This window comes from Caulobacter sp. KR2-114, from assembly GCF_049446115.1.
Lineage (GTDB): Bacteria > Pseudomonadota > Alphaproteobacteria > Caulobacterales > Caulobacteraceae > Acaudatibacter.
Map to the genome: position 1 here is coordinate 1 of NZ_JBMSEC010000004.1, position 23112 is coordinate 23112.

Below are 23112 nucleotides of genomic sequence, written 5' to 3' on the forward strand. Positions count from 1 at the left end.
CCGTATTGCGCTTCAGCTCGCGACTGATGCTCGATGGCGAGCGATCCAGAGCTGCAGCGATTTGCCGGATCGATTGCCCGCCTTCATGAAGGCGGGCAATCGCACACCTCTCCTCCAGATCGAGCTGTGTGTAGCTGCGTCCCATCCCCACACTCCCACAAGGGAGTGTTGCACTTCGTTTGAGAACTCACGGGACCCAGGCAAAAATTTCAATTTGCTGGACTTTTGGCCAGATCCGACCACCAAGCATGCCGTTGGTGGCGAGTCATGCCTGGGCCCCGGCCTTCGCCGGGGTGAGCGGATGGTTGGGGGCTCACGCCGCCGCCTGTTCGGCGTGGCCGAAGGCGACCTTGTCGTCCACGTCCAGCCAGAAGCGGTCGCCGATGTCCCAGACGTGGGCGTGGCCGCGGTCGGCCAGGAGCTGCATGCCGCCGGAGATGCCGCCCGAGCCGCCGTTGGCGACATCCTCGTGGACGGCGCGGATCAGGGCCTTGGAGGCCAGGAAGATGCCGGTGTCGAAGCAGTCGTAGGTCTCGATCAGCTTGCCGATACGCACGATCCGGCCATCGGCGGTGGTCGCTACCCGGGTGACGTCCTCCATGTCGACCAGGTCGTTCTGCAGCCGCCGGTCGACGGCCAGGGTCACGCCCTCGGGGTCCGCCGCCTGGGCCAGCAGGCCCGACAGGATCTCGGGGTCGAACAGGTGGTCTGACATCATCAGCACGAAGCGCTCGCCCAGCGCGGCTTCGGCGGCGGCGACGGACAGGCCGTTGGACTTGCGCCAGTCGGGGTTGCGCACGGTGTCGATCGTCAGGCCGCGGCGCGCCGACAAATCCTGCAGGAAGGCCTCGACCCGCTCGGCCTCGTAGCCGGTGACGACCACGAACTCGTTCAGGCCGCCGGCATGGGCGCTGTCGATCACCCGCTCGATCAGGGCCACGCCGCGCACCTCGGCCAGCGGCTTGCTGAGGGCGATGTCGCGGATGCGCAGGCCCTGGCCGGCGGCCACGATCAGGCCCTTGACGTTGGCCTCGCCGCCGGTCATGCGCAGCGTCTCATCGCTGTCACCGACGCCGATGGTCGCCGCACGGGTCTTGTTGGCCATGAGTATTCCGTTCGGGGACAGACGCTTCAGATGAACGTCCCAGGGGATGCGAGGACGCTAGCGCCGGGCCATATGCCGAACAAGACGACCCCGCACGCGAACCGCTTAAGGACCCAAACCTGGCTATGAAATCAAGCGGTTCTTCATCACCTGAGGTTTCAGACGGCGCCAGGCCGGCAGGCCAGGGCGCCGCGCCCGGCCAGGCCCCCGGACGTCCGAACGAGATCGAGGGGGTGACCAACGTCTGGCTGATCCACCCGATCTCGCGGCGGGTGGTGGACGTGCTGGAAAGAACGCCGATCACGCCCAATCAGGTTTCGGTGGCCAGCGTGGTCTTCGCCGCCGCCGGGGCGGCCAGCTTCGCCGCCCTGCCCTGGCCGTTCTCGGCCTTCGCCGGCCTGGTGCTGCTGATGGCCTGGCACGTGCTGGACGGCGCCGACGGGGACCTGGCGCGCCGCACGGGCCGCGCCTCGCCGATCGGCGAACTGGTGGACGGGGTCTGCGACCACGCCAGCCAGGCCCTGGTCTATGTCGGCCTCGGCTGGATCGTCGCGCGAAACGCCGGCGTCACCGTCGCGGTGCAGCTGGCCCTGGCGGCGGCGGCCAGCCATTTCGTGCAGGCCAATGGCTACGAGACCGGCCGCAAGACCTATCGCCGCTGGGTCTATGGCGCGGCCTGGATGCGCCAGACCCAGAGCCAGGGCGGCAACATCTTCCAGCGCCTTCTGGGGGGGCTGTACATCGGTCTCTCGAACCTCATGGCCCCCGGCGAGACCGGGCTGGAGCAGGCTCTGGAACCGAAGATCGCCGAGGGTGGCGAGACCGCCGCCGACGTGCGCGCCGCCTACCGCCGCGCCCAGGTGTTCATCGTCAAGCGCTCGGGCCTGCTCAGCTCCAACAGCCGCACCCTGGCGGCGTTTCTGGCGGTGCTCGCCAGGCATCCGGCCTGGTTCTTCATCTACGAGATCACCGTGCTGAACGGCGTGCTGTTGGCGGTGCTCGCGGCCCGCGCGATCCGCAACCACCAGCTGGCCGCGCGGTACGCGGGGTAGGGTTCCTTCGCTCGCCTTGCGCCCCCTCCACCATCCGGCTTCGCATGGGAGGAGCAGAAGCGGCGTCGATCGTTCTTTCTCCTCCCATGCGCAGCGCAGCGGAGCGGGGAAGGTGGCGCTCAGCCCGCAAGGTCTGAGTGACGGGGGGGGCAAGGCGGCGTCAACGACCGCCCGAAGGTCCTAAGCCGCCTCTTCCCCGAACTGCAGCTTGGCGAGGTGGGCGTAGAGGCCGCCGCGGGCCATCAGCTCGGCGTGCCGGCCCTCCTCGACCACGCGGCCGTCTTCCATCACCACGATGCGGTCGGCCTCCAGCACGGTGGCCAGGCGGTGGGCGATGACCAGGGTGGTGCGCCCTTCCATGGCCTCCAGCAGCGCCTTCTGCACCAGGCGCTCGTTCTCGGCGTCGAGGGCGCTGGTGGCCTCGTCGAGCAGCAGGATCGGCGAGCGGCGCACCAGGGCGCGGGCGATCGCCAAGCGCTGGCGCTGGCCGCCGGAGAGGGTCTTGGCGCGTTCCCCGACGGCGGTGTCGAAGCCTTGCGGCAGGGCCGACAGGAAGCCCTCCGCCTGGGCGGCCAGGGCGGCGTCGCGCACCGCCTGGGCGTCGGCGCCGGCGCGGCCGAAGGCGATGTTCTCGGCCGCCGAGCCGGAGAACAGCGGCGTGTCCTGGGCCACCAGGGCCATGCGCGCGCGCACCTCGCGCGGGTCGGCGTCGCGCAGGTCAACGCCGTCGATCGACACCTCGCCCGACGTGGGATCGTAGAAGCGCAGCAGCAGCCGCAGCACCGTGCTCTTGCCGGCGCCGGACGGCCCGACCAGGGCCACCCGCTCGCCGGGCCGGACGTCCAGAGTGAAGCCGTTGAGGGCGGCCTCGGCGCGGCCGGGATAGGCGAAGCGCACGTTGTGGAACGACACCGCGCCGCGGGCCGGGACCGGCAGCGGCTTGGGGTGGGCGGGGGCGGCGATCGCCGGGGTCAGGGCCAGGATGTCCATGGCGCGCGAGGCGGCGCCGGACGCCTTCTGGATCTCGCCCCAGACCTCGGACAGGTCACGCACCGCGGAGGCGGCGACCATGGCCAGGGCCAGGAGGGCGGTCAGGGAGCCGGAGGACATCAGCGGGTGGCCGTGGGCGTCACGCTGGATGAACACCGCCATGGCGCACTGGAACAGCAGGATCAGCAGGCCGCCGGCGATCAGGGTGATCATCAGGCCGGACATCGTGCCGCGCGCCCGCAGCTGGGCGCGGGAGGCCGCGAAGGCCTTCTCGACCGAGCTGTCGAAGCGCTCGGACATCGACTCTTCCTGGCCGAACGCCTGCACCGTCTCGATCGCCTCCAGGCCCTCGCCGGCGATGCCGATCGCCTGGGCGAAGCGGTCCTGCGCCAGGATCGACAGGCGCTGCATGCGCCGGCCAAGAATGGCGAGCGGGGTCAGCAGCAGGGGGATCAGCACCAGCACCAGGCCGGTGAACCGCGGACTGATCACCACCATCGAGACCAGGGCGCCAAGGAAGGTGATCAGGTTGCGCAGGGCGACCGGCACCACATTGCCGACGGCCCGCTCGACCATGGTCATGTCGGTGGTCAGCCGCGACAGCATCTCGCCGGTGCGCAGCCGCATGAAGTGCGACTGGTCGAGCGTCAGCACGTGCTTGAACACCTGCTTGCGCAGGTCGGCGACGACCCGCTCGCCGAGCTTGAGGGTGAAGAAGATGCGCAGGCCGGTGGAGGCGGCCAGGATGAAGGCGACGGCGGTGAGGCCGGCGAAGGCGTTGACCAGCTCGGCCTGGTTGCGCAGCGCCACGCCGTGGTCGACCACGGCCTTCAGCCGCCAGGTGAGGAACAGCAGGGCGCCGGCCGAGACCAGGATGAAGAAACCGCTGAGGAAGGCGTCCAGGCCATGCGCGAGCACGAAGGGGGTCAGCTTGCCCAGCGGCCTAAGGTCGCGCTGGCGCTCGCGGCGCCAGGCGTCGGCCTTGAACGCCTCCTTCATCACCCCGCCCAGGCTGGGGCGGCCCAGGGGCCTGGCCTCGATCGGCCCGGGTTCGCTCATTCGTGCTCCAATACCGACCAAACCGCGCCACGACATGCACGGCGGCGCATCTTACGGACTATCAGGACGGCGCGCGTTGTCATAATGACGTCACCCCGCGCCGCATGCCATGATCACGGCGCGTTCGCCATCCCCGGAGCGACTCTATTGGACGGTCGGTTTTGATTCCCACGCCCACGGCGCCTGAGCGGCGCATGCTCATCGCGGCCCAGCCGACGATCGCCGAGAGCCTGGACTACGCCGGCGACATGCCCACCGGGATCAACGTCTATTCCCTGCGCGGGGAACTGGCGGACGTCCTGGAGTACGGCCGGCTGCGCGACGAGGCGCGGGCCATGGCGCAGCGCCTGCTGGGCGCCGGGCTGGAGCCGGGCGACCGCGTGGCCCTGGCCGCCGAGAGCGATTCCGACTTCCTGCGCGCCTTCTTCGCCTGCCAGTACGCCGGCCTGGCGCCGGCGCCGCTGCCGCTGCCCTCGCTGCTGGGCGGCAAGGAGCCCTATCTGGCGCACGTGCGCCGCATGCTGCAGGCCTCCGGCGCCAAGGCCGCCTTCGCGCCCGCCTCGCTGGCGGACTGGTATGTGGAAGCCTCCGAGGGCCTGGGGCTGGCCTACGCCGGCGGCTACGCCCAGCTGCCCGACACGCGCGAGAGCCAGCTGCCGGCTCCCGATCCCAACGGCCTGTGCTACCTGCAGTTCTCGTCCGGCAGCACCCGCTTCCCGCTGGGCGTGGCGGTGACCCAGGCGGCGCTGCGCGCCAACGTCGCCGGCATGGCGAGCCCGCAGGGGCTGGCGGCCAACAACGAGGACCGCTGCGTCTCCTGGCTGCCGCTGTATCACGACATGGGCCTGGTCGGGATCCTGCTGACCACCGTGATGTGCCAGGGGTCCCTGGACCTGCTGCCCACCGGCTCGTTCGTGCGTCGGCCCGGCGTCTGGCTGGACCTGATCTCCAAGCACCGCGGCACCATCTCCTACGCCCCGACCTTCGGCTACGACTTGGTGGCCAAGCGGGCCCTGGCCGGCAAGATGGGCGACCTGGACCTGTCGTCCTGGCGGGTCGCGGGGCTGGGCGGCGACATGATCCGCCCCGAGCCGCTGCGCGCCTTCGCCGAGGCCTTCGCCCCGGCCGGCTTCGACCCGGGCGCGTTCAACGCCAGCTACGGCATGGCCGAGGCGACCCTTTGCCTGACCCTGACCCCGGTGGGCGGCGGCCTGACCACCGACCAGACCGACATCGACCGCCTGGAGCGCGAGGGCCTGGCCTGCCGGCCGGCGCGGCGCGGCGGCAAGCCGGTCGGCCGGACCCGCGACTTCGCCCTGTGCGGCAAGGTGCTGCCGGGCCACGTGGTCGAGGTGCGCGACAGCGCGGGCCATGTCCTGCCCGAGCGGCGCGTGGGGCGGATCTTCGCCCGCGGCCCCAGCCTGATGAAGACCTATTTCGGCGAGCCGGAGGAAACCGCCAAGGTGCTGTCGGCCGACGGCTGGCTGGACACCGGCGATCTGGGCTACTTCGTCGACGGCCAGATCGTGATCACCGGCCGGGCCAAGGACCTGATCATCGTCAACGGCCGCAACGTCTGGCCGCAGGACCTGGAATGGACCGCCGAGAAGGAGGTCGCCGCCCTGCGGCAGGGCGACGTGGCGGTGTTCTCGATCACCGGCGAGCTGGAAGAGACGGTGGTGGCGCTGGTGCAGTGCCGCCTGAGCGATCCGGCCGCGCGCGAGGCGCTGCGCGACGAGGTCGCCAAGCTGCTGCGGGTGCGCCACGGCCTGGACGTGCAGGTGGTGCTCGCGCCGCCCCGCAGCCTGCCGGAAACGTCCTCGGGTAAGCTGTCGCGCTCGCGCGCCCGGGCTCTCTACCTGGAGGGCGCGTTCGAGGAAGAGGCGCAGGTCAGTCTCACCGCCTGAGCCATGCAGCCGTTCGGAAGCGGGGCGGCGCCCGGAAACGGGCTTCGAGGGGCGATCTCTCACGGTTTGACACGATGAGAAACCACAATTGACCCCCCGCCTGGCCGCCGTCACCGGGGCCACCGGCTTCCTCGGCGGCCGGCTGGTTCCGGCGCTGATCGGCGCCGGATGGCGGGTGCGCGTCCTCTGCCGCCGCGACCCTGACCCGGCCTTCTGGGAGGGCGCGGCGCCGCAGATCGTGCGCGGCGATCTGGACGACGCGGCGGCGCTGGATCGCCTGTGCGAGGGCGCCGAGGTGGTGATCCATGGCGCCGGCCTGATCAAGGCCATGGACCTGGCCGGCTTCCTGGCGGTGAACGAGGCCGGCTCGGCGCGGGTCGCCGCGGCGGCCAGGACGGCGGGCGCAAGGCTGCTGGCGATCTCCAGCCTGGCCGCCCGCGAGCCCGCCTTGAGCGACTACGCCGCCAGCAAGGCGGCCGGCGAGGCGGCCGCGCGGGCGGCCTTCGGCGAGGCGCTGAGCGTGCTGAGGCCGCCGGCGATCTATGGCCCAGGCGACCGGGAAACCCTTGCGCTGTTTAGACTTGCTGCGACCTCCAGCCTGCTGCCCCTGCCCGGCGATCCCGCCGCGCGGCTGGCGCTGGCGCACGTCGACGACGTCTGCGCCGAGGTGCTGCGCCTGGCCGAGGCGCCGACGCCGGGGACCTGGGCGGTGGGCGGCGAGCGTCCCCAGGGCTACGCTTGGCGCGAGGTGTTCCAGACGGCGGCGGCGGTGTTCGGCCGGCGCATCGACTTCGTGCCGGTCGGCCCGACCGTGCTTCGCGCGGCCGGCGCCCTGTCGGCGTTCGGCGGCCGGCTCACCGGCCAGCCGGCGATCTTCGGACCCGGCAAGGTGCGCGAGCTGCTGCACACGGACTGGTCGGTGAGCCCGGCCGAACAGGCCCCAGGCGCCGCGCCGGCGCGCTTCGACCTGGCCGCCGGCTTCGCCGCCACGGTGGCCTGGTACCGGGCCGCGGGGTGGCTCTAGAGGGCGACTACGGCCGGTCGGCCACTTTCGGCCGCAGTTGAAGGGCTATTCGCAAACCTGTAACGGTGGGCTCGGGGCTTCGTCCGCGAAGCGGTGCATGCAGATTCGCGGAATGCGGGGACATCATCAATTGACAGTGGTTGGCTCCGAGATGGACGTCTCTCATCGATCCATGCGTGACGATATTGCTTCGATATTCGAGCAGGTTCTGAACCGTCCCGTGGACATCACCGACGACACCGACATCGTCGAAGACCTTGGTATGGACTCCCTCGGAGTAATGAATTTCGTTATGGCGATCGAAGACTTCTACGACATCTCAATCCCGCTGGACCGAATCACGCAGGTTCAGACGGTCGGCGACCTGATCCGGGCGGTCGAAGAGCTGCGTAAGGGAGCCTGAGCGTGACGATCCTGGCCAAACACGCCGCGTACAAGGCGGCCTACGACGCGGTCCGCAACATGGGCATCGAGCCCCTCAGCGTCCGCTTCGACGACGTGCTTTCGCCCACCGAGGGCGTCCTCGCGGGCAAGCGCACCATCCTGCTGGGCACCAACAACTACCTGGGCCTGACCTTCGACCCCGACTGCATCAGGAAGGCGGTCGAGGCGACCGAACACCAGGGCACCGGCACCACCGGCTCGCGCATCGCCAACGGCAGCTATGACGGCCACCTGCAGCTGGAACAGAGCCTGGCCAAGTTCTACGGCCGCCAGCATGCCATGGTGTTCACCACCGGCTACCAGGCCAATCTGGGCGTGCTGTCGACCCTGGTGGGCCGCGGCGACCACCTGATGCTCGACGCCGACAGCCACGCCTCGATCTACGATGGCTCGCGGCTGGGCATGGCCGAGGTGATCCGCTTCCGCCACAACAACCCCGACGACCTGTACAAGCGCCTGCGCCGCCTGGAAGGCGTGCCGGGCGACCGGCTGATCGTGGTCGAAGGCATCTATTCGATGCTGGGCGACACCGCCCCGCTGAAGGAGATCGCGCATGTGAAGCGCGAGACCGGCGCCTATCTGCTGGTCGACGAGGCGCATTCGCTGGGCGTGCTGGGCGAGACCGGCCGGGGCCTGGCCGAACAGGCCGGCGTCGAGGCCGACGTCGACTTCATCGTCGGCACCTTCTCCAAGAGCCTGGGCAGCGTCGGCGGCTTCTGCGTGTCGGACAATCCCGACTTCGACGTGATGCGCATCGTCAGCCGGCCGTACATGTTCACCGCCTCCCTGCCGCCGGGCGTGATCGCCTCGACGCTGGAGGCCCTGCACCAGATGCAGATCCGTCCCGAGCTGCGCGCCAACCTGATGCGCAACGCGCGCCGGCTGCACGACGGCCTGACCGCGCTCGGCTTCGAGACCGGCCCGGAGGCCAATCCGATCGTCGCCGCGGTGATGCCGAACCAGGAAATCGCCGTCGCCTTCTGGAAGATGCTGCTGGACGCCGGCGTCTATCTGAACCTCGCGGTGCCGCCGGCCACGCCGACCAACAATCCGCTGCTGCGCTCCAGCGTCAGCGCCGCACACACGATCCAGCAGATCGATGCGGCCCTGGAAGCATTTGAGCATGTGGGACGCCAGCTCGGCATGCTAAGCGCCGACAAGCGGCGCGCGGGCGCCTCCAGCTAACCTTAGGGAGCAGCCATGGCCGCGGCCTTGGCCGGGTACAGGTCTACGTGGCGACCGTCGCTGATCGACGGCTACGTCCTGCGAAGCTTGGCGCGCCCCGCGGTGGGCGTGCTGGGCGTGACGCTGGTCGCCTTCCTGCTGGAACAGACCCTGCGGCTGATCCGCGAGCTGTCGGCCAACGGCGCGCACCTGGGCTTCCTGCCGGGGCTGATCACCAACCTGGTGCCCTACCACCTGGGGCTGGCGCTGCCGGCGTCGTTCTTCATCGCCATGTTCATTGTCGTCGCCCGGATGGACGAGGACAGCGAGATCGACGCCATCCTGGCCGGTGGCGTCTCGTTCGAGCGGATGGTGGCGCCCCTGGTGTTCATCGGGGTGCTGCTGGGGATCTTCAGCATCCTGCTCACCGGCTACCTGCAGCCCTACAGCCGCTTCGCCTACCGGGCGATGAGGAACGCCGCCCTCGACGCCGGCTGGACCGCGCAGATCGAGCCGCAGGTGTTCATGAGCGCCGGCACCGACTTCACCATCACCGCCGACGAGGTGGACGCCAGCGGCCGCAACATGAAGGGCGTCTTCATCCGGCGGATCACGCCCAACGGCGAGAGCCTGGTGACCGCCACCAGCGGACGCCTGGGGCTGCGACCTGACGGCAAGACCACCGAGCTGACCCTGTCCAGCGGCGTGCTCTACGAGGATGGGCCGCACGGCGACCCCCGGGTGCTGCGCTTCGGCAACGTCACCGACTTCGAGACCCTGGGCGGCCCGACCAAGCTCGATCCGCGCGGCGTCGGCGACAGCCAGGAGCTGACCCTGCCGGAGCTGGTGCGCGAACTGGGGCGCAAGGACGCCCTGCTGTCGCACGCCGGCCTGGAAGCCGAGTTGCTGGCGCGGCTGGCCCGCTCGCTGGCGATCCCGTTCCTGCCGTTCCTGGCCCTGCCCCTGGCCATGGCCGCCAAGCGCGGCCGGCGCGCGCCGGGGATGATCGTCGGAGCCCTGGCCCTGGTGGCGTTCCACCACGGGGTGACGCTGTGCAAGAACATCGCCGGCAACGGCAAGGCGCCGCCGACCCTGGTGATGGGCGCGGTGTTCGCGGTGTTCGTCGGCTTCTGCCTGTGGATGTTCTTCTCCAGCCGCCGCCGGCCGGGCGAGACGCCGATCTCCGGCCTGTTCATGGCCATCGAAGGCTTCTTCGAGCGCCGCTCCAAGGTGAAGCCCGCGGCGGCCGTGCAGACGCGCGGCGGCCTGAGCCTGACCGGCTACATGAGCCGCATCTTCGCCGTGCGCACGGCGGTGGCGGCCGGGGCGCTGCTGGGCCTCTTGCAGCTGATCGACCTCTTGGAACGCACCAACGACATCCTCCACCGCGGCGGCGCGCTGGAGATCTTCCGCTACCTGGCGCTGCGCCTGCCCGACATGTTCCAGCAGATCGCCGGCTTCGCCGTGCTGGCCGGGGCGCTGTTCACCTTCAACCAACTGGCCGCGACCTCCGAGATGGTGGCCATGCGCGCCACGGGCCTGTCGCTGTGGCAGATCTTCCGGCGCGCCCTGCCGGTGGCCCTCAGCGTGGTGGCGCTGGACCTGGTCGTCGCCGAGGTGGTCACGCCCCGCGCCGAGCAGGCCCTGGCCACCTGGTGGAACGCCAGCGCCCCGGCGGCGCAGAAGAAGGCGCCCGAGCCGCACTGGTTCCGCATCGGCGGCGACCTGGTGGTGGCGCGAGGCTCGACGCCCGACGGCCGCATCCTGACCGGGCTATCCATCTATCAGCGCGACCAGGACCTGGCCGTGAACCGCAGGATGACCGCCCAGACCGCCACGCCGGAAGTCGGCGGCTGGAAGCTGAAGGACGCGGTGGTCACCGACATAGGACCGCAGCGGGCGGCGATCACCGCCGGCGGCGACGTGCACTGGGCCACCTCGCTCAGTCCAGGCGATGCGGCGCGACTGTTCTCCGATTCCGCCGACATCTCGTCGGCCAACGCCATCCGGGCCCTGCGCGGCACCGAGCCGCTGAACCGATCGCCGGCGGAGTTCCAGACCCGCATCCAGCGCACCATCGCCGGGGGCTTCGCGCCGCTGATCATGCTGATGCTGGCGCTGCCCGCGGCGCTGGGCCATACCCGCAGCAACCGCACCCTGCCGGTGATCTTCGGCCTGGGCGGCGGGCTGCTCTATCTGGTGGTGGACGGGCTCCTGACCGCCATGGGCCAGACCGGCGTGCTGCCGCCCGCGGCGGCGGCGTGGGGCGCGCCCGTGGCCTTCGGCTGCGGCGCCTTGAGTATCCTGCTGTACGCAGAAGGGTGACGGGCAGAAGGATGACGGCCTAACGCATGACCGATCTGAAGATCATCCCCGTCTCCAGCCAGGCGGAGCTGGAGCGGTTCATCCGCTTGCCCATGCGGCTGAACGCGGCCGACCCCAAGTACATCGCGCCGCTGCTGTTCGAGCGGCGCGAGGCGCTGTCGCCCAAGCACAACCCGTTCTTCGAGCACGCCGAGGTGCAGTTCTGGCTGGCGGTGCGCGGCGGCCGCGACGTCGGGCGCATCAGCGCCCAGATCGACAGCCTGTGCCGCGAGGAGCCGGGCAAGCCGACCGGCCAGTTCGGCATGATCGCCGCCGAGGACGATCCGGCGATCTTCCAGGCCCTGTTCGACACCGCCGAGGCCTGGCTGAAGGCGCGCGGCAAGACCCACGTCATGGGTCCGTTCAACCTCTCGATCAACGAGGAGACGGGCCTGCTGGTGCAGGGGTTCGACACCCCGCCGTTCTTCATGATGCCGCATGACCTGCCCTATGTGGCGGCCCGCGTCGAGGCGCTGGGCTACGCCAAGGCCAAGGACATGTTCGCCTGGTACACGGGCGTGCCGACCTTCCCCAAGGCGGTGGACAAGCGGCTGGCCCGGCCGATGGGCGACGGCGTCGTGTTCCGGCCGGTGGACAAGAAGCACTTCGAGCGGGACATCAAGGCCCTGGTCGAGATCTACAACGACGCCTGGGCCGACAACTGGCAGTCGGTGCCGATCACCGAGTCCGAGACCAAGTACATGAAGGACAGCCTGGGGTTCATCCTCAAGGACCGGCTGATCTGGTTCATGGAGATCGACGGCGAGCCGGCCGCGTTCGGGGTGATGGTCCCCGACCTCAACTGGATCGCCCGCGACCTGGGCGGCAAGCTGTTCCCGTTCGGCTGGATCAAGCTGCTGTGGCGGCTGAAGGTGGGCAAGATCCCGCGCTTCCGCGTGCCGCTGATGGGGGTCAAGCGCAAGTTCGCCAAGGACCCGCGTGGCATCCTGGCCCCCTTCCGGATCATCCGCGAGTTGCGCGACCAGGCGGTCAAGTACGGCATGACCAACACCGAGTGCGGCTGGGTGCTGGAGGACAACCGCCCCATGAACCACATCATGGAGAACCTGCAGGCGGTCCCCTACAAGACCTACCGCATCTACGAGAAGGCGATCGGCTAGGGGCGGGGCGTCCCCCAGCCGCTAGTGGCCGGCCGTCGGCGGAGCGTCGGTGGCCGCCGTCGCCGCCCCGAGGGTCATCGCCGCCGGGTCGCACGGCTCGGCCTGCCGGGTCAGCACGTAGACCTCGGAGCCGCCGGAGGTCTTGACCCCCATCGGCGTCTTCACCGAGCCGGGGCCGGAGGCCTCGATACGGCCGCCCGAGCCATCGTCCTTCAGCGTCACCTTGTAGGTTCCGGCGCCCTTCACCGCGAACCCCATCAGGGCGCCGCCATAGACATAGGCGCCCTGCCTGGCGTCGCTGGGGGTGAAGCTGACCTTGACCCCGCCGCCGGAGATCACGAACGGCTTGGCCAGGTCGCAGATCACACCCGTCCCGTGGAAGTCGTCGGCGCCGCCGACCGCGGAATAGGCGACCGGCCGTGGCGCGGCCGGGGCCGGACCGATGGTCGCAGTGGTCGCGGCGGGCTCGCCGCCCCGGCCGCAGGCGGCCAGAAGCAGCAGAGCGGCCGCCGCCGTCAGGCGCTGATGCATCGTGGTCCCCGAGAAGCGGTCGTTTGCGCAAGCGGAGGCATATTCGACCCCGATCTCAAGGCCACCCTGCCCGTTCCGGGCACATGGCGCCCCGCCACCGCGACAAGCGAGCCCAGGCCAAGGCCATTGCCAAGGGCGCGCAACGGCTTCAAAGCAGAGGCATACTGCATCTTCATTTTGAGAGTTCGAGACTTTGACCCTAGCTGCTCACTCCCTCGGAGACATCACCGAGTCGCATCCGCTGGCGTCCGTCGACAGCATCATCGAAGGCCTGGCCGGGGCCGGCTACATCGCCTCGCGCCGCATCGCCACGGCGCTCTACATGTCCGCCCACCTGCAGAAGCCGATCCTGGTGGAAGGGGTCGCCGGCGTCGGCAAGACCGAGCTGGCCCTGCGCACCGCCGAGCTGCTCGGCCTGCCGCTGATCCGCATGCAATGCTACGAGGGCCTGGACGAGTCCAAGGCGCTGTACGAGTGGAAGTACGGCAAGCAGCTGCTCTACACTCAGATCCTCAAAGACCACATGGGCAAGGAGCTGACCGACGCGCCGGACGTCGACAGCGCCATGGAGCGCCTGCACGGCATGGGCGACCTGTTCTTCTCCGAGCCGTTCCTGGAACCGCGCCCGCTGCTCAAGGCGATGCGCCAGGACGGCGGCTGCGTGCTGCTGATCGACGAGATCGACAAGTCCGACGAGGCGTTCGAGGCCTTCCTGCTGGAGGTGCTGTCGGCCTACCAGGTGTCGATCCCCGAGATCGGCGTGATCAAGGCGCTGACCCCGCCGATCGTGTTCCTGACCTCCAACAACGTGCGCGACCTGGGCGACGCCCTGAAGCGCCGCTGCCTGCACCTGCACATCCCGCTGCCGGAGGCGCGGCTGGAAGAGCGGATCGTCGCCACCCGCGTGCCGGGCATCGAGGCGCGGCTGACCCGCGAGCTGGTCGCCTTCGTGCAGACCCTGCGCACCCTGGACCTGCGCAAGTCGCCGTCGATCTCCGAGACGGTGGACTGGGCCCGGGCGCTGATCCTGCTGCACGCCGCGGCGCTGGAGCCGGAGCTGGTGCGCGAGACCCTCAACGTGCTGCTGAAGTTCGAGCAGGACATCGTCGCCGTGGAGGCCAAGCTGGGCGAACACCTGGCCAGGGCCGCCGAGGCAGCGGGGGTCTAGGCCGTGGCCGCCATTCATAGCGCCCCTGGGCAAGGCGCTTCCGTGCAGGGCGCTCCCGCGCGGGGCGCCCCCATGCAGGGCGCATTGGAGGATTTCCTCCGGGCGCTCCGCGCCATGGAAGTCCGCGTCTCTCCGGCCGAGGCCATCGATGCGCACCTGGCCGTGGCCCAGGTGGGCTACGCCAATCGCGAGCTGCTGAAGGACGCCCTGTGCGTCACCCTCGCCAAGTCGGAGGAGGAGGTCGAGCGGTTCGAGATGGCGTTCGACACCTTCTTCACGCGCGAGGAGTTCAAGGGCGCCATGGGCCCGGCCGAGCGCGGCGAGGACGATCGCCTGGATCGGCGTGAGCCGGACGCCGGCCAGCCGGCGGGCGGACCGGGCGGCGGTGCGCAGGACCGGGCGGACGAGGCCTCCCAAGAAACCTCTTTGGCCGAGATGCTGCTGGACAACGACGCCATCGCCCTGTCGCGGGCCATGGAGGCCGCAGCCGACCGGGCGCGCGCCAAGGACATCCGGCTCAACACCCAGCGCAGCCTGCTGACCCGCAAGACCCTCGACGAAATGGGCCTTCGCGAGCTGGAGGCGCTGATCAACCGGCTGCGCGATTCCGGCCAGGCTCGCGACGAACAGCTGGCCGAACGGCTGGCGGAGCGGCGCGAGGCGCTGTTCGTCGAGGCCCAGCGCTTCGTCGAGCGGCAGTCAAAGCTGTACGCCAGCGAGACCGGCCGGCGCATGCGCGAGAAGATCCTCGGCGACATGAAGCTGACCTCGATCGACGTGGACGAGATGAAGTCCATGGAGGCCCTGGTCAAGCGCATGGCCAAGCGCCTGGCCAGCCGCTACGCCCGCAAGCGCCACCGCGCCGACAAGGGCAAGCTGGACGTGCGCAAGACCATCCGCCGGTCGATGGGCTACGGCGGGGTGCCGTTCAACATCGTCTGGAAGAGCCAGACCATCGACAAGCCCAAGATCATCGCCATCTGCGACGTCTCGCGCTCGGTGGCGGCGGCGGCGCAGTTCCTGCTGCTGTTCCTCTACAGCCTCAACGAGGTGGTCGATAAGCTGGAGGCATTCGCCTTCTCCGACCGCATGGTGTCGGTGAACGACCTGCTGGACGACGAGAAGCTGGACGAGGCCATAGCCCAGATCCTCAAGCGCATCGGCTTTCGCCCCACCGACTACGGCCGGGCGCTGGCGGACTTCTGCGACACCCACCTGGACCAGCTCGACCGCCACACCACGGTGATCATCCTGGGCGACGGCCGCTCCAACTACGTCAATCCGCGGCTGGACCTGATGAAACAGATCGCCGAGCGCTCGCGCGCGGTGATCTGGCTGAACCCGGAACCGGTGACCTACTGGGGCCAGGGCGACTCCAAGATGGACGCCTACCAGCGGTTCTGCAGCGTGGCCAAGAGCTGCAACACCCTGAACCAGCTGGAAAAGATCATCGAGGAAGTGCTGCGCACGTACTCGCCGCGGTAGGGGGCGGGGCGGAGGGCTCGTAACCCCTCACCCTCCCACGCGCCTTGCTCTCGCAAGCCACGCGGGCCCCTCCCTCTCCCTATGGGAGAGGTGGTTTATTCAGTGTCGTCAGCAAGTTAGAGCCCCGCGCGCCACTTTCCTTCACCTCTCCCATAGGGAGAGGGAGGGGCCCGATCGCGATCAGCGATCGGGAGGGTGAGGGGTTCCGCCCCCGCCGCGACTACCCCGCCTGTCCGGTCAGCCCTGCGGCCTTCAGTTCCGCGCGCGCGGCGTCCAGGTCCGCCTGGAAGCGCGGGTCCTTCAGCAGCATGGCGGCGACGGCCACGCCCAGGGTCTCGCCGCCGACGATGTCGGCGCGGTAGTGCATGCCGCATTCCATGCGGTGATAGGCGTAGTCGCGGGCCCGGCTCATGATGGCGCCCGACAGCTCCGGCATCGCCTTGGTCAGCACCACCGCCATGGCGAAGCCCATGGTGGTGTGGCCGCTGGGATAGGAGCTCTGGGGCTTCTCGTCGCGCGAGCAGGTCTTCAGGCTGCCGTCGACGATCCACGGGCGGTTGCGCTTGAAATAGTCCTTGGCCTTGGAGGCGGCGATCGCCTCCTCGGTCCTGACCTCGCGCAACAGCTTGGCCGTGGCCGGCAGCTTGTCCAGGTCGAAGCCAGGCGCGATGGCGCTCTGGAAGATCGTGCCGTCCTCGTGGTCGTTGTCCCACTTGGCGATCGCGAACTCGGCAGGGGTGGTGACCGCGCCGATGCGATGCAGCTCGGCCAGCTCGGCCCTGGCGATCGACGAGCCGTCCACCGGCGGCGGCGGCAGCAGATGGCTGGGCTCGACGTCGGCCTCGGTGAGGAAGGCCAGGGCCGGCTTGTCGGCCGCATGGCCCTGGGCCGTCAGGCCGAGGAGGGCGGCCGAGGCCGCCAGGATCAGACTGAAACCGCGCAGGCGCATGAGCCGCCCTCCCCGTCCGGACTAGAAGCTGTACTTGGCCGACAGCTGGAAGCTGCGCGGCGGCTGGAAGTAGTACTGGTCGGAGAGGGCGCCCGTCACCACGCCGTTGGCGTAGGTCCCGGCGCCGTTCACCTTCACGACCGACTGGCTGTTGAACAGGTTGTAGACCGAGGCCTGCAGCCGCCAGTGCTCGATCGTGTAGCTGGCGGTGAAGTCGGTCTGGTGATAGCCGCGGATCTTGTAGGCCTGATAGAGCGCTTCCGCGGCAATCGGGTTGGGGTTGGTGGTGTCGTAGTTGTTGGCCCACTGCTCGGCGACGTACTTGTCCGAGATCGACAGCTTCCAGGGACCGTCGCGCCAGATGGCGCCGATGGCCGCGGTGCCGCGCGGGGCGCCGCTCAGCTGCTTGTAAGGATTGGCCTTGTCCTCGGCGAAGTTCACGGAGCCGTTGCCGAACACATAGAGGTGCTCGTTGACGTTGATCGTGGCCTCGCCCTCGAAGCCCTTGTAGGTGGCGCCGCCGGAGTTGAACCACACCGTGTCGTTGGGCGTGCAGGTGGTGCTGCCCGGCGCACAGACGAACGACTGCAGCAGGTTGTTGAAGTCGATGTAGTAGACGTCGGCGTCGAATGACACGCGCCCGCTCTGGAAGACCGTGCCGATCTGGTAGTTCCTGGTCTCCTGCGGCTTCAGGTTGCCGGTGTTCGGGTTGTTGGTCTGCAGCACGCTGAGCGGCGGCACCAGGAAGCCGGTGGCGAACTGGCCGTAGACGCTCCAGTTGTCGCGCAGCCGGTAGTTGGCGGTGAAGAAGTACAGCGGCTTCTCGTAGGTCGCCGAGTACGGGATGCCGTTGCGGTTCTTCTGATTGTACGGCCCCCAGACGTCACGTTCGAAATGCAGCCACTTGAAGCCCGGCGTCAGGGTGAGGCGGTCGTTCGGCTTCAGCTCGAAGTCGACGAACGGCTGGTACTGATGCCAGCTGGAGTGCTGGTCGAACTGGATGTTGGCGGGCGCCGTGCTGATTTGGTTCTTGCTGGCGTCCAGCACCGGCTTCTGGTCGTAGTTCGGCACGGTCGGCGTGATGCTGGCCGTCATGTCGTAGTCGTAGCGGTAACGGTGGGTGCCCGACCATTCGTACCAGAGGCCGGCCTTGATCACGCCGATGCCGATATCCTGGTTGACCCGCAGGATGTTGCCGACCACGCGGTAGTGGTTGGCCTTCACGTAGCCCGGGATGTGGTTACCCGGCACTGTGTTGCCGTTCGCGTCTTTGGTCGAGTTGGTCGTCGTGCCGGTGACGTCGTTCGGCGACCACGTGTTGTTATCGTAGTAATAGGTATAGGTCGTGTCCTCGATGTGCGTCTTCGGCGTCACGTCGCCGTTCAGGCGGATGTATTCGAAATCCGTATGCTTATTGACCTGGTTGATCTTGTAGTACTGATTGGTTCCGGGAATGTCGTTCAGGGCATAGTATTTGCCGAACTGAGCAATCTGCGCCAGCGTCGCGCCGTTGTTGTCGTCCTGGTAGACGTGCGTGTGGTTGATGGTGGTGAAGAGGGTGGCCTTCCAGCTGCCCCAAAGGGGCACCACGGCGCGGGTCATGATGTTGATGCCATAGGCGCCGCTGTGGGTCAGGGCGCCGTCGGTGCGCAGGGCCGACAGGCCGATCAGCGCCTTGGTCCCGTGCAGCGCGTCGATCGCGCCGGTGTTGAGCAGGCTCACCGACTGGGCGGTGTTCCAGGAGCCGTAGGTCACCTGTTCGGACCCGCCGAAGGTGTCCCCCACTTCCGGCGAGAAGATGTTCACCGAGCCGCCGAAGTTGGCCTGTCCGAGCTGGCCGGCGGCGCCGGGGCCGCGCTCCACCGCCACCGCGCCGATGTTCGACGACGGGAAGAACGAGGTCGAGTGGTGCGTGGGATCGTTGGTGTCGGCGAACGGAATGCCGTCGTAGGTGATGTTGTACTGGCCGTCCTGGAAGCCGCGCAGGGTCGACTTCGCCTCATAGAGGCCCGGGCCGTTGAACGAGACGCCCGAGATGCTCGGGGTCAGCAGGATCACCTCGGTGTAGTCGCCGGTCTGGGCGACGAACTGGTCGATGGCGTCGTGGGTGATGATCGAGGTCGGCTGGGTGGCCTGCAGCGGCGCCTTGCTCGGCGCATTCTCCTGAGCCCGGCTGACCGCGGTGACGGTGAGTTCCTCCACGCGCACGCCGTAGTCCGGGCGATCGACCACGCCGGTGTCCGCATCGGCCGTCGCCGTCGAGGTGGCGTCCGCGGCCAGGGCGGCGGTGGAAAGTCCGAGCCCGGTGGCGAGGGCGGCGGTGGCGGCCAGGACGCGCCAGGCGCGCACGTCCGCCGTCCGGCTGTAAAGCCGGCTCTTCAAAGTCGTCATCGAATATCCCCTAGCGCCGGCGCTCTACGCTGCCGGTCGAATACCCCACTCAGGCGCCGCCAACCTTCGGCGCGCCCGACTCCGTCCTTGTGTCTGACGGCGGTGGTCTCATGACGCCTTGGCCACATGTCGGTCGAGTGAATATTTTTTGACGGAAGATTACCGATCCGTCGGAATCACCTTCACGCGCCCTGCTCCGCCCCCGGAGGGACGGGGGCGGCGCGCCAACAGTTGGCGACGAGGTTTGAACGCCCGGGCGTGGCGCGCACGGCCCATCGCCTGTAAGAGCCTTTTGCATCGTGGGCTCGGCTTGCTATGGCTAGGGCCGACGCACCCCCTGCGGACTAGAAGGCGCCATGGCTGCTCTTGAAGACGAACTCCTGGATCTGGTGGCCGAGGAGGCCCTGATCGACCGCGCCAAGCTGGTGCGCGAGGCGACGCTGGAAGACGTGGGCCTGGATTCCGTCGACGTGGTCAGCATCGTCTTCGCCATCGAGGAAAAATACGGGGCCGAGATCGCCGAGGACGCCTTCAAGAACACGTTGAATCTCGGCGAGTTCGTGGACACCTTGAAGGGCCTGATCGAAGCCAAGCAGGCTTAAGGACGGCATGACCCATCGCATAGTGGTGACGGGGCTCGGCGCGGTATCCGCGCTGGGCCTTTCCGTGGAAGAGACCTGGGCCTCGGCCCGCGACGGCAGGAGCGGCATCGCGCCCCGGCTGTTCGACCCCGGCCCCAACGGCCCCGAGGGCCACACGACCCCGGTCGCCATGGTCCCGGACGAGGCGCTGGCCGCCACCGAGGCGGCGCTCGGCCGACGGGTGAGCACGTCGCTCGACGCCTTCGCCCTCTATGCCGTGAAGGCCTCGCACGAAGCCCTGACCCAGGCCGGCCTGCTGGGCCAGCTGGGCCCGCGCACCGCCGCGGTCTACGGCCATGGCTTCGCCGGTCTGCACACCCTGGAAGAGGGCTTCGAGCGGTTCTACGGGCGCAAGGCCGCCCGCCTGCATCCGCTCACCGTGCCCAAGGTGATGGTCTCCGCCCCGGTCAGCGCCATCGCCATCGAGTTCGGCGTCAAGGGTCCGACCTTCGGCGTCACCAGCGCCTGCTCCTCCAGCGGCCACGCGATCATCCAGGGCGCAGCCCTGCTGGCCTCAGGCATGGCGGACGTGGCCATCGTCGGCGGCTCGGAAGCGATCAACACGCCGGGTTGTCTGCGCGCCTGGGAAGGCTTGCAGGCGATGTCGCCCAGCACCTGCCGCCCGTTCTCCGAAGGCCGCGACGGCATGGCCATCGGCGAGGGCGCGGCGACCTTCGTGCTGGAGACCCTGGAGCATGCGCAGAAGCGTGGTGCGACGATCCTGGCCGAATTGACCGGCTCGGGCATGTCGTCGGATGCCTTCCACTGGACCCAGCCCAGCCTCGACGGCGCCCTGGCCGCCATGCGGCCGGCCCTCGAGCAGGCCGGCGTGATGGACGACGCTCAGCTGCTGATCTCGGCGCACGGCACCGGCACGCCGCTGAACGACAAGAACGAGACGCTGGCGATCCAGACGGTGTTCGGCGAGCGCGCCAAGAACCACCCGGTGATCGCGACCAAGAGCCTGCACGGCCACCTGATCGGCGCCAGCCTGGCGCTGCAGGGGGTGATCGCGCTGGAGGCCTTGCGCCACGGCCTGGCGCCGGCGATCCAGAACTATCTGGGTCCCGATCCGGACTGCGACCTGAACCTGGTGCTGGGCGAGGCGCGCCCGATCACGGCCACCAGCACCGTGCTGAACGCCTTCGCCTTCGGCGGGCTGAACACGACGCTGGTGCTGAAGCGCTGGGGCTAGCCTCCGTCTGTCATCCCGGAAAGCCGCATGGCGGCTTATCCGGGACCGCCGGAAACGCCGGCGCTTGCCGGCCGTAGCGGGCGCTGGCGCTCGCCGCGGTCCCGGATATCCGCTGCGCGGATTCCGGGATGACAGAAGTTGGGGGCGCATGGCGCCCCGCCCTTTTCTCGCCCCACCCTTTCGGGCATAGACCCCGGGCGCGGGAGGAATTGGCAGTATGGACGCCCAAACAGGACCGACCATCGGACGCACCGTGGCGGAGTCCAAGCCCTGGTGGCCCACGCCGGCCGCCCCGGCCAAGGGCAGCCCGAACATCCTGGTGGTGCTGTTCGACGACGTCGGCTTCTCGGACTTCGGCTGCTACGGCTCGCCGATCGCCACCCCGACCATCGACGCCCTGGCGGCGCAGGGGCTGCGCTACACCGGCTTCCACACCACGGCGATGTGCTCGACCACCCGCGCGGCGCTGCTGACCGGGCGCAACCACCACTCGGTGGGCGTCGGCTGCCTGGCCAACTTCGACAGTGGCTACCCCGGCTATCGCGGCAAGATCGCCCCGGAGGCCGGCACCCTGGCCGAGATGCTGCGCCCGGCCGGCTACCGCAACTACATGGTGGGCAAGTGGCACGTCACGCCGCTGACCGAGACCGGTCCGACGGGACCGTTCGAGGGCTGGCCGCTGGGCCGCGGCTTCGACCGCTACTACGGCTTCATGGACGCCGAGACCGACCAGTACGCGCCCGAACTGGTGCGCGACAACACGCCGATCGAGGCGCCGGGCGGCTATGCCGACGGCTACCACCTGACCGAGGACCTCACCGACCAGGCGATCCGCTACATCGCCGACCATACCGCCGACGCGCCCGATCGTCCCTGGCTGTGCTGGCTGGCCTATGGCGCGTGCCATGCGCCGCACCAGGCGCCGCAGGAACTGATCGCCCACTACGACCAGGTGTTCGCCGAAGGCTGGGACGTGGAGCGCGAGCGCCGGCTCGCCCGGCAGAAGCAGCTGGGCATCGTGCCGGCCGACACCCGCATGCCGCCGCGCAACGACATGGTGCGTCCCTGGGCGGAGCATTCGCCGGACGAGCAACGCCTGTTCACCCGCCTGCAGGCGGCCTTCGCGGCGATGCTGGACCATGCCGACCGCAATCTGGCGCGGCTGGTGGCCTTCCTGGAGACGGCCGGGCTGAAGGACGACACCCTGATCCTGGTGATGAGCGACAATGGCGCCAGCCAGGAGGGCGGGCCGTTCGGCATGGTCAACGCCATGGGCCCCTACAACGGCAAGCCCGAGCCCCTGACCGAGAAGATCGCCCGCATCGGCGACATCGGCGGCCCGGACACCCACTCCAACTTCCCCTGGGGCTGGGCGATGGCGTCGAACACGCCGCTGAAGCGCTACAAGCAGAACACCCACGGCGGCGGCATCCGCGACCCGCTGGTGCTGAGCTGGCCGAACGGCGTCGAGGCGCGCGGCGAACTGCGCCATCAGTTCCGCCACTGCAGCGACGTGACCCCGACCCTGCTGGAGGTGCTGGGCCTGCAGCCGCCCGCCACGGTGAACGGGGTGGCGCAGATGCCGCTGGAGGGCGTCTCGTTCGCCGCCAGCCTCGGCGAGGCCGACCCGCCGCGCGGCAAGGCGCAGTACTTCGAGATGTTCGGCCACCGGGGCCTTTGGCAGGACGGCTGGAAGGCCGTCGCCTTCCACCCGCCGGGCCAGCCGTTCGACGCCGACGTCTGGGAGCTGTACCACCTGGACCAGGACTTCTCGGAGACCGAGGACCTGGCGCAGGCGCAGCCCGAGCGGCTGGCGGCGCTGCAGGCCGAGTGGTGGCGCCTCGCCGAGGCCAGCCAGGTGCTGCCGCTGGACGACCGCTTCGGCCCCCGCTTCGCCGAGAACGCCACCCGCTTCCACGGCCCGCGCAAGGCCTTCACCTTCCACGCCGGCATGGGCCACCTGCCCACTGACGTCGCCCCGGACGTCCGTTCACGGTCGTTCGTGATCGAGGCCTATGTGAAGGTCTCGGAGGCGGGGGAAGAGGGCGTGCTGATCGCCCACGGCGACGCCACCTGTGGCTATTGCCTCTATGTCCGCGACGGCAGGCTGACCTACGACATGAACGTCGGCGGCCGGCATGCCGTAGTCACCTCCGACGCCCCCGTCCCCGCTGGCCACCACCGGCTGGGCGTGGCGGTGAAGAGCGAGCCCGGCAAGCGCTCGATCACCCTGATCGTCGACGGCAAGGCCGTGGGCACCGGCGAGACCGACATGGGCTTCCACAGCTTCATCTCCTGGTCGGGCCTGGACATCGGCCGCGACCGCGGCAGCCCGGTCGGCGACTACGGCGCCCCCTTCGAATTCACCGGCCAGCTGAAAAAGGTCACCGTGACGATGGACGCCGACCAGGCGCTGGACGGCGACATGGTCGGCGAGGCGGAGATGGCGCGGCAGTAGGGGGCGAGAAGCCCCCCCTGCACCCTCTCCCACTTCCTCTGTCATCCCGGAATCCGCGTAGCGG

General features: G+C 69.3%; 18 protein-coding genes. 12 read left to right on the plus strand and 6 right to left on the minus strand.

Going from position 1 to position 23112, the window contains the following annotated elements; genetic code table 11:
* Together ACO2Q3_RS15400 and ACO2Q3_RS15405 are read right to left on the minus strand one after the other, a co-directional pair.
* A partial coding sequence (locus ACO2Q3_RS15400; RefSeq protein WP_423308898.1) for a helix-turn-helix domain-containing protein occupies nucleotides 1-145 on the minus strand: 145 nt, incomplete at its 3' end.
* A 168-nt stretch (nucleotides 146-313) separates the two neighbouring features.
* Nucleotides 314-1105 carry an NTP transferase domain-containing protein gene (locus tag ACO2Q3_RS15405; protein ID WP_423308026.1) on the minus strand — a complete coding sequence of 264 codons (792 nt, stop codon included), beginning with the start codon at nucleotides 1103-1105 and terminating at the stop codon, nucleotides 314-316.
* A 233-nt stretch (nucleotides 1106-1338) separates the two neighbouring features.
* Between ACO2Q3_RS15405 and ACO2Q3_RS15410 the strand changes: the two genes are divergently transcribed.
* Nucleotides 1339-2157 (plus strand): CDP-alcohol phosphatidyltransferase family protein, encoded by an 819-nt coding sequence (locus tag ACO2Q3_RS15410; RefSeq protein ID WP_423308028.1) that lies wholly within the window; start codon nucleotides 1339-1341, stop codon nucleotides 2155-2157.
* A 180-nt stretch (nucleotides 2158-2337) separates the two neighbouring features.
* On the opposite strand, the gene ACO2Q3_RS15415 is transcribed toward ACO2Q3_RS15410, so the two are convergent.
* Nucleotides 2338-4206 carry an ABC transporter transmembrane domain-containing protein gene (locus ACO2Q3_RS15415; RefSeq protein ID WP_423308030.1) on the minus strand — a complete coding sequence of 623 codons (1869 nt, stop codon included), beginning with the start codon at nucleotides 4204-4206 and terminating at the stop codon, nucleotides 2338-2340.
* A gap of 161 nt (nucleotides 4207-4367) precedes the next feature.
* On the opposite strand from ACO2Q3_RS15415, the gene ACO2Q3_RS15420 reads away from it, so the two are divergent.
* From ACO2Q3_RS15420 to ACO2Q3_RS15445, 6 genes are all read left to right on the plus strand, one after another.
* Nucleotides 4368-6113, plus strand: a complete 1746-nt coding sequence (locus tag ACO2Q3_RS15420; RefSeq protein WP_423308032.1) for a fatty acyl-AMP ligase — start codon at nucleotides 4368-4370, stop codon at nucleotides 6111-6113.
* Between the two features lie 88 nt (nucleotides 6114-6201).
* Nucleotides 6202-7137 (plus strand): NAD-dependent epimerase/dehydratase family protein, encoded by a 936-nt coding sequence (locus tag ACO2Q3_RS15425; RefSeq protein WP_423308034.1) that lies wholly within the window; start codon nucleotides 6202-6204, stop codon nucleotides 7135-7137.
* Nucleotides 7138-7234: 97 nt separating this feature from the next.
* Nucleotides 7235-7540 carry an acyl carrier protein gene (locus ACO2Q3_RS15430; protein ID WP_423308036.1) on the plus strand — a complete coding sequence of 102 codons (306 nt, stop codon included), beginning with the start codon at nucleotides 7235-7237 and terminating at the stop codon, nucleotides 7538-7540.
* 59 nt (nucleotides 7541-7599) lie between these two features.
* Entirely contained in the window at nucleotides 7600-8766 is a 1167-nt protein-coding gene (gene spt / locus ACO2Q3_RS15435; protein ID WP_423308900.1) for a serine palmitoyltransferase, read from the plus strand.
* A gap of 15 nt (nucleotides 8767-8781) precedes the next feature.
* Nucleotides 8782-11070, plus strand: a complete 2289-nt coding sequence (locus tag ACO2Q3_RS15440) for an LptF/LptG family permease (protein WP_423308038.1) — start codon at nucleotides 8782-8784, stop codon at nucleotides 11068-11070.
* 26 nt (nucleotides 11071-11096) lie between these two features.
* Complete coding sequence (locus ACO2Q3_RS15445; RefSeq protein WP_423308040.1) at nucleotides 11097-12230, plus strand: dATP pyrophosphohydrolase; 1134 nt, start codon at nucleotides 11097-11099, stop codon at nucleotides 12228-12230.
* A gap of 21 nt (nucleotides 12231-12251) precedes the next feature.
* On the opposite strand, the gene ACO2Q3_RS15450 is transcribed toward ACO2Q3_RS15445, so the two are convergent.
* Nucleotides 12252-12761 (minus strand): hypothetical protein, encoded by a 510-nt coding sequence (locus ACO2Q3_RS15450; protein ID WP_423308042.1) that lies wholly within the window; start codon nucleotides 12759-12761, stop codon nucleotides 12252-12254.
* Nucleotides 12762-12954: 193 nt separating this feature from the next.
* On the opposite strand from ACO2Q3_RS15450, the gene ACO2Q3_RS15455 reads away from it, so the two are divergent.
* Nucleotides 12955-13929, plus strand: coding sequence for an AAA family ATPase (locus ACO2Q3_RS15455; RefSeq protein WP_423308044.1), 975 nt, complete (start codon nucleotides 12955-12957; stop codon nucleotides 13927-13929).
* A 114-nt stretch (nucleotides 13930-14043) separates the two neighbouring features.
* A complete protein-coding gene (locus tag ACO2Q3_RS15460) occupies nucleotides 14044-15414 on the plus strand; it encodes a VWA domain-containing protein (RefSeq protein ID WP_423308046.1) in 1371 nt (456 codons plus the stop codon).
* 220 nt (nucleotides 15415-15634) lie between these two features.
* Here ACO2Q3_RS15460 and ACO2Q3_RS15465 read toward each other — a convergent pair whose 3' ends face one another.
* Together ACO2Q3_RS15465 and ACO2Q3_RS15470 are read right to left on the minus strand one after the other, a co-directional pair.
* Complete coding sequence (locus ACO2Q3_RS15465) at nucleotides 15635-16363, minus strand: phosphatase PAP2 family protein (protein WP_423308048.1); 729 nt, start codon at nucleotides 16361-16363, stop codon at nucleotides 15635-15637.
* Nucleotides 16364-16384: 21 nt separating this feature from the next.
* Entirely contained in the window at nucleotides 16385-18754 is a 2370-nt protein-coding gene (locus tag ACO2Q3_RS15470; protein WP_423308050.1) for a TonB-dependent receptor, read from the minus strand.
* 356 nt (nucleotides 18755-19110) lie between these two features.
* Here ACO2Q3_RS15470 and ACO2Q3_RS15475 point away from each other — a divergent pair, with 356 nt between their 5' ends.
* From ACO2Q3_RS15475 to ACO2Q3_RS15485, 3 genes are all read left to right on the plus strand, one after another.
* Nucleotides 19111-19356 carry an acyl carrier protein gene (locus tag ACO2Q3_RS15475; protein ID WP_423308052.1) on the plus strand — a complete coding sequence of 82 codons (246 nt, stop codon included), beginning with the start codon at nucleotides 19111-19113 and terminating at the stop codon, nucleotides 19354-19356.
* Nucleotides 19357-19363: 7 nt separating this feature from the next.
* Entirely contained in the window at nucleotides 19364-20590 is a 1227-nt protein-coding gene (locus tag ACO2Q3_RS15480) for a beta-ketoacyl-[acyl-carrier-protein] synthase family protein (protein ID WP_423308054.1), read from the plus strand.
* Between the two features lie 217 nt (nucleotides 20591-20807).
* A complete protein-coding gene (locus ACO2Q3_RS15485) occupies nucleotides 20808-23048 on the plus strand; it encodes a sulfatase-like hydrolase/transferase (RefSeq protein WP_423308056.1) in 2241 nt (746 codons plus the stop codon).
* The last annotated feature ends 64 nt before the right edge of the window (nucleotides 23049-23112 follow it).

Bases quoted from the DNA above. Each gene is read 5' to 3' on its own strand.
- ACO2Q3_RS15460 (WP_423308046.1), top strand. From the start codon at position 14,044: ATGGAAGTCCGCGTCTCTCCGGCCGAGGCCATCGATGCGCACCTGGCC.
- ACO2Q3_RS15465 (WP_423308048.1), bottom strand. From the start codon at position 16,363: ATGCGCCTGCGCGGTTTCAGTCTGATCCTGGCGGCCTCGGCCGCCCTC.
- ACO2Q3_RS15440 (WP_423308038.1), top strand. From the start codon at position 8,782: ATGGCCGCGGCCTTGGCCGGGTACAGGTCTACGTGGCGACCGTCGCTG.
- ACO2Q3_RS15405 (WP_423308026.1), bottom strand. From the start codon at position 1,105: ATGGCCAACAAGACCCGTGCGGCGACCATCGGCGTCGGTGACAGCGAT.
- ACO2Q3_RS15470 (WP_423308050.1), bottom strand. From the start codon at position 18,754: ATGACGACTTTGAAGAGCCGGCTTTACAGCCGGACGGCGGACGTGCGC.
- ACO2Q3_RS15415 (WP_423308030.1), bottom strand. From the start codon at position 4,206: ATGAGCGAACCCGGGCCGATCGAGGCCAGGCCCCTGGGCCGCCCCAGC.
- ACO2Q3_RS15445 (WP_423308040.1), top strand. From the start codon at position 11,097: ATGACCGATCTGAAGATCATCCCCGTCTCCAGCCAGGCGGAGCTGGAG.
- ACO2Q3_RS15430 (WP_423308036.1), top strand. From the start codon at position 7,235: ATGCAGATTCGCGGAATGCGGGGACATCATCAATTGACAGTGGTTGGC.
- spt (WP_423308900.1), top strand. From the start codon at position 7,600: ATGGGCATCGAGCCCCTCAGCGTCCGCTTCGACGACGTGCTTTCGCCC.
- ACO2Q3_RS15450 (WP_423308042.1), bottom strand. From the start codon at position 12,761: ATGCATCAGCGCCTGACGGCGGCGGCCGCTCTGCTGCTTCTGGCCGCC.
- ACO2Q3_RS15480 (WP_423308054.1), top strand. From the start codon at position 19,364: ATGACCCATCGCATAGTGGTGACGGGGCTCGGCGCGGTATCCGCGCTG.
- ACO2Q3_RS15475 (WP_423308052.1), top strand. From the start codon at position 19,111: ATGGCTGCTCTTGAAGACGAACTCCTGGATCTGGTGGCCGAGGAGGCC.
- ACO2Q3_RS15485 (WP_423308056.1), top strand. From the start codon at position 20,808: ATGGACGCCCAAACAGGACCGACCATCGGACGCACCGTGGCGGAGTCC.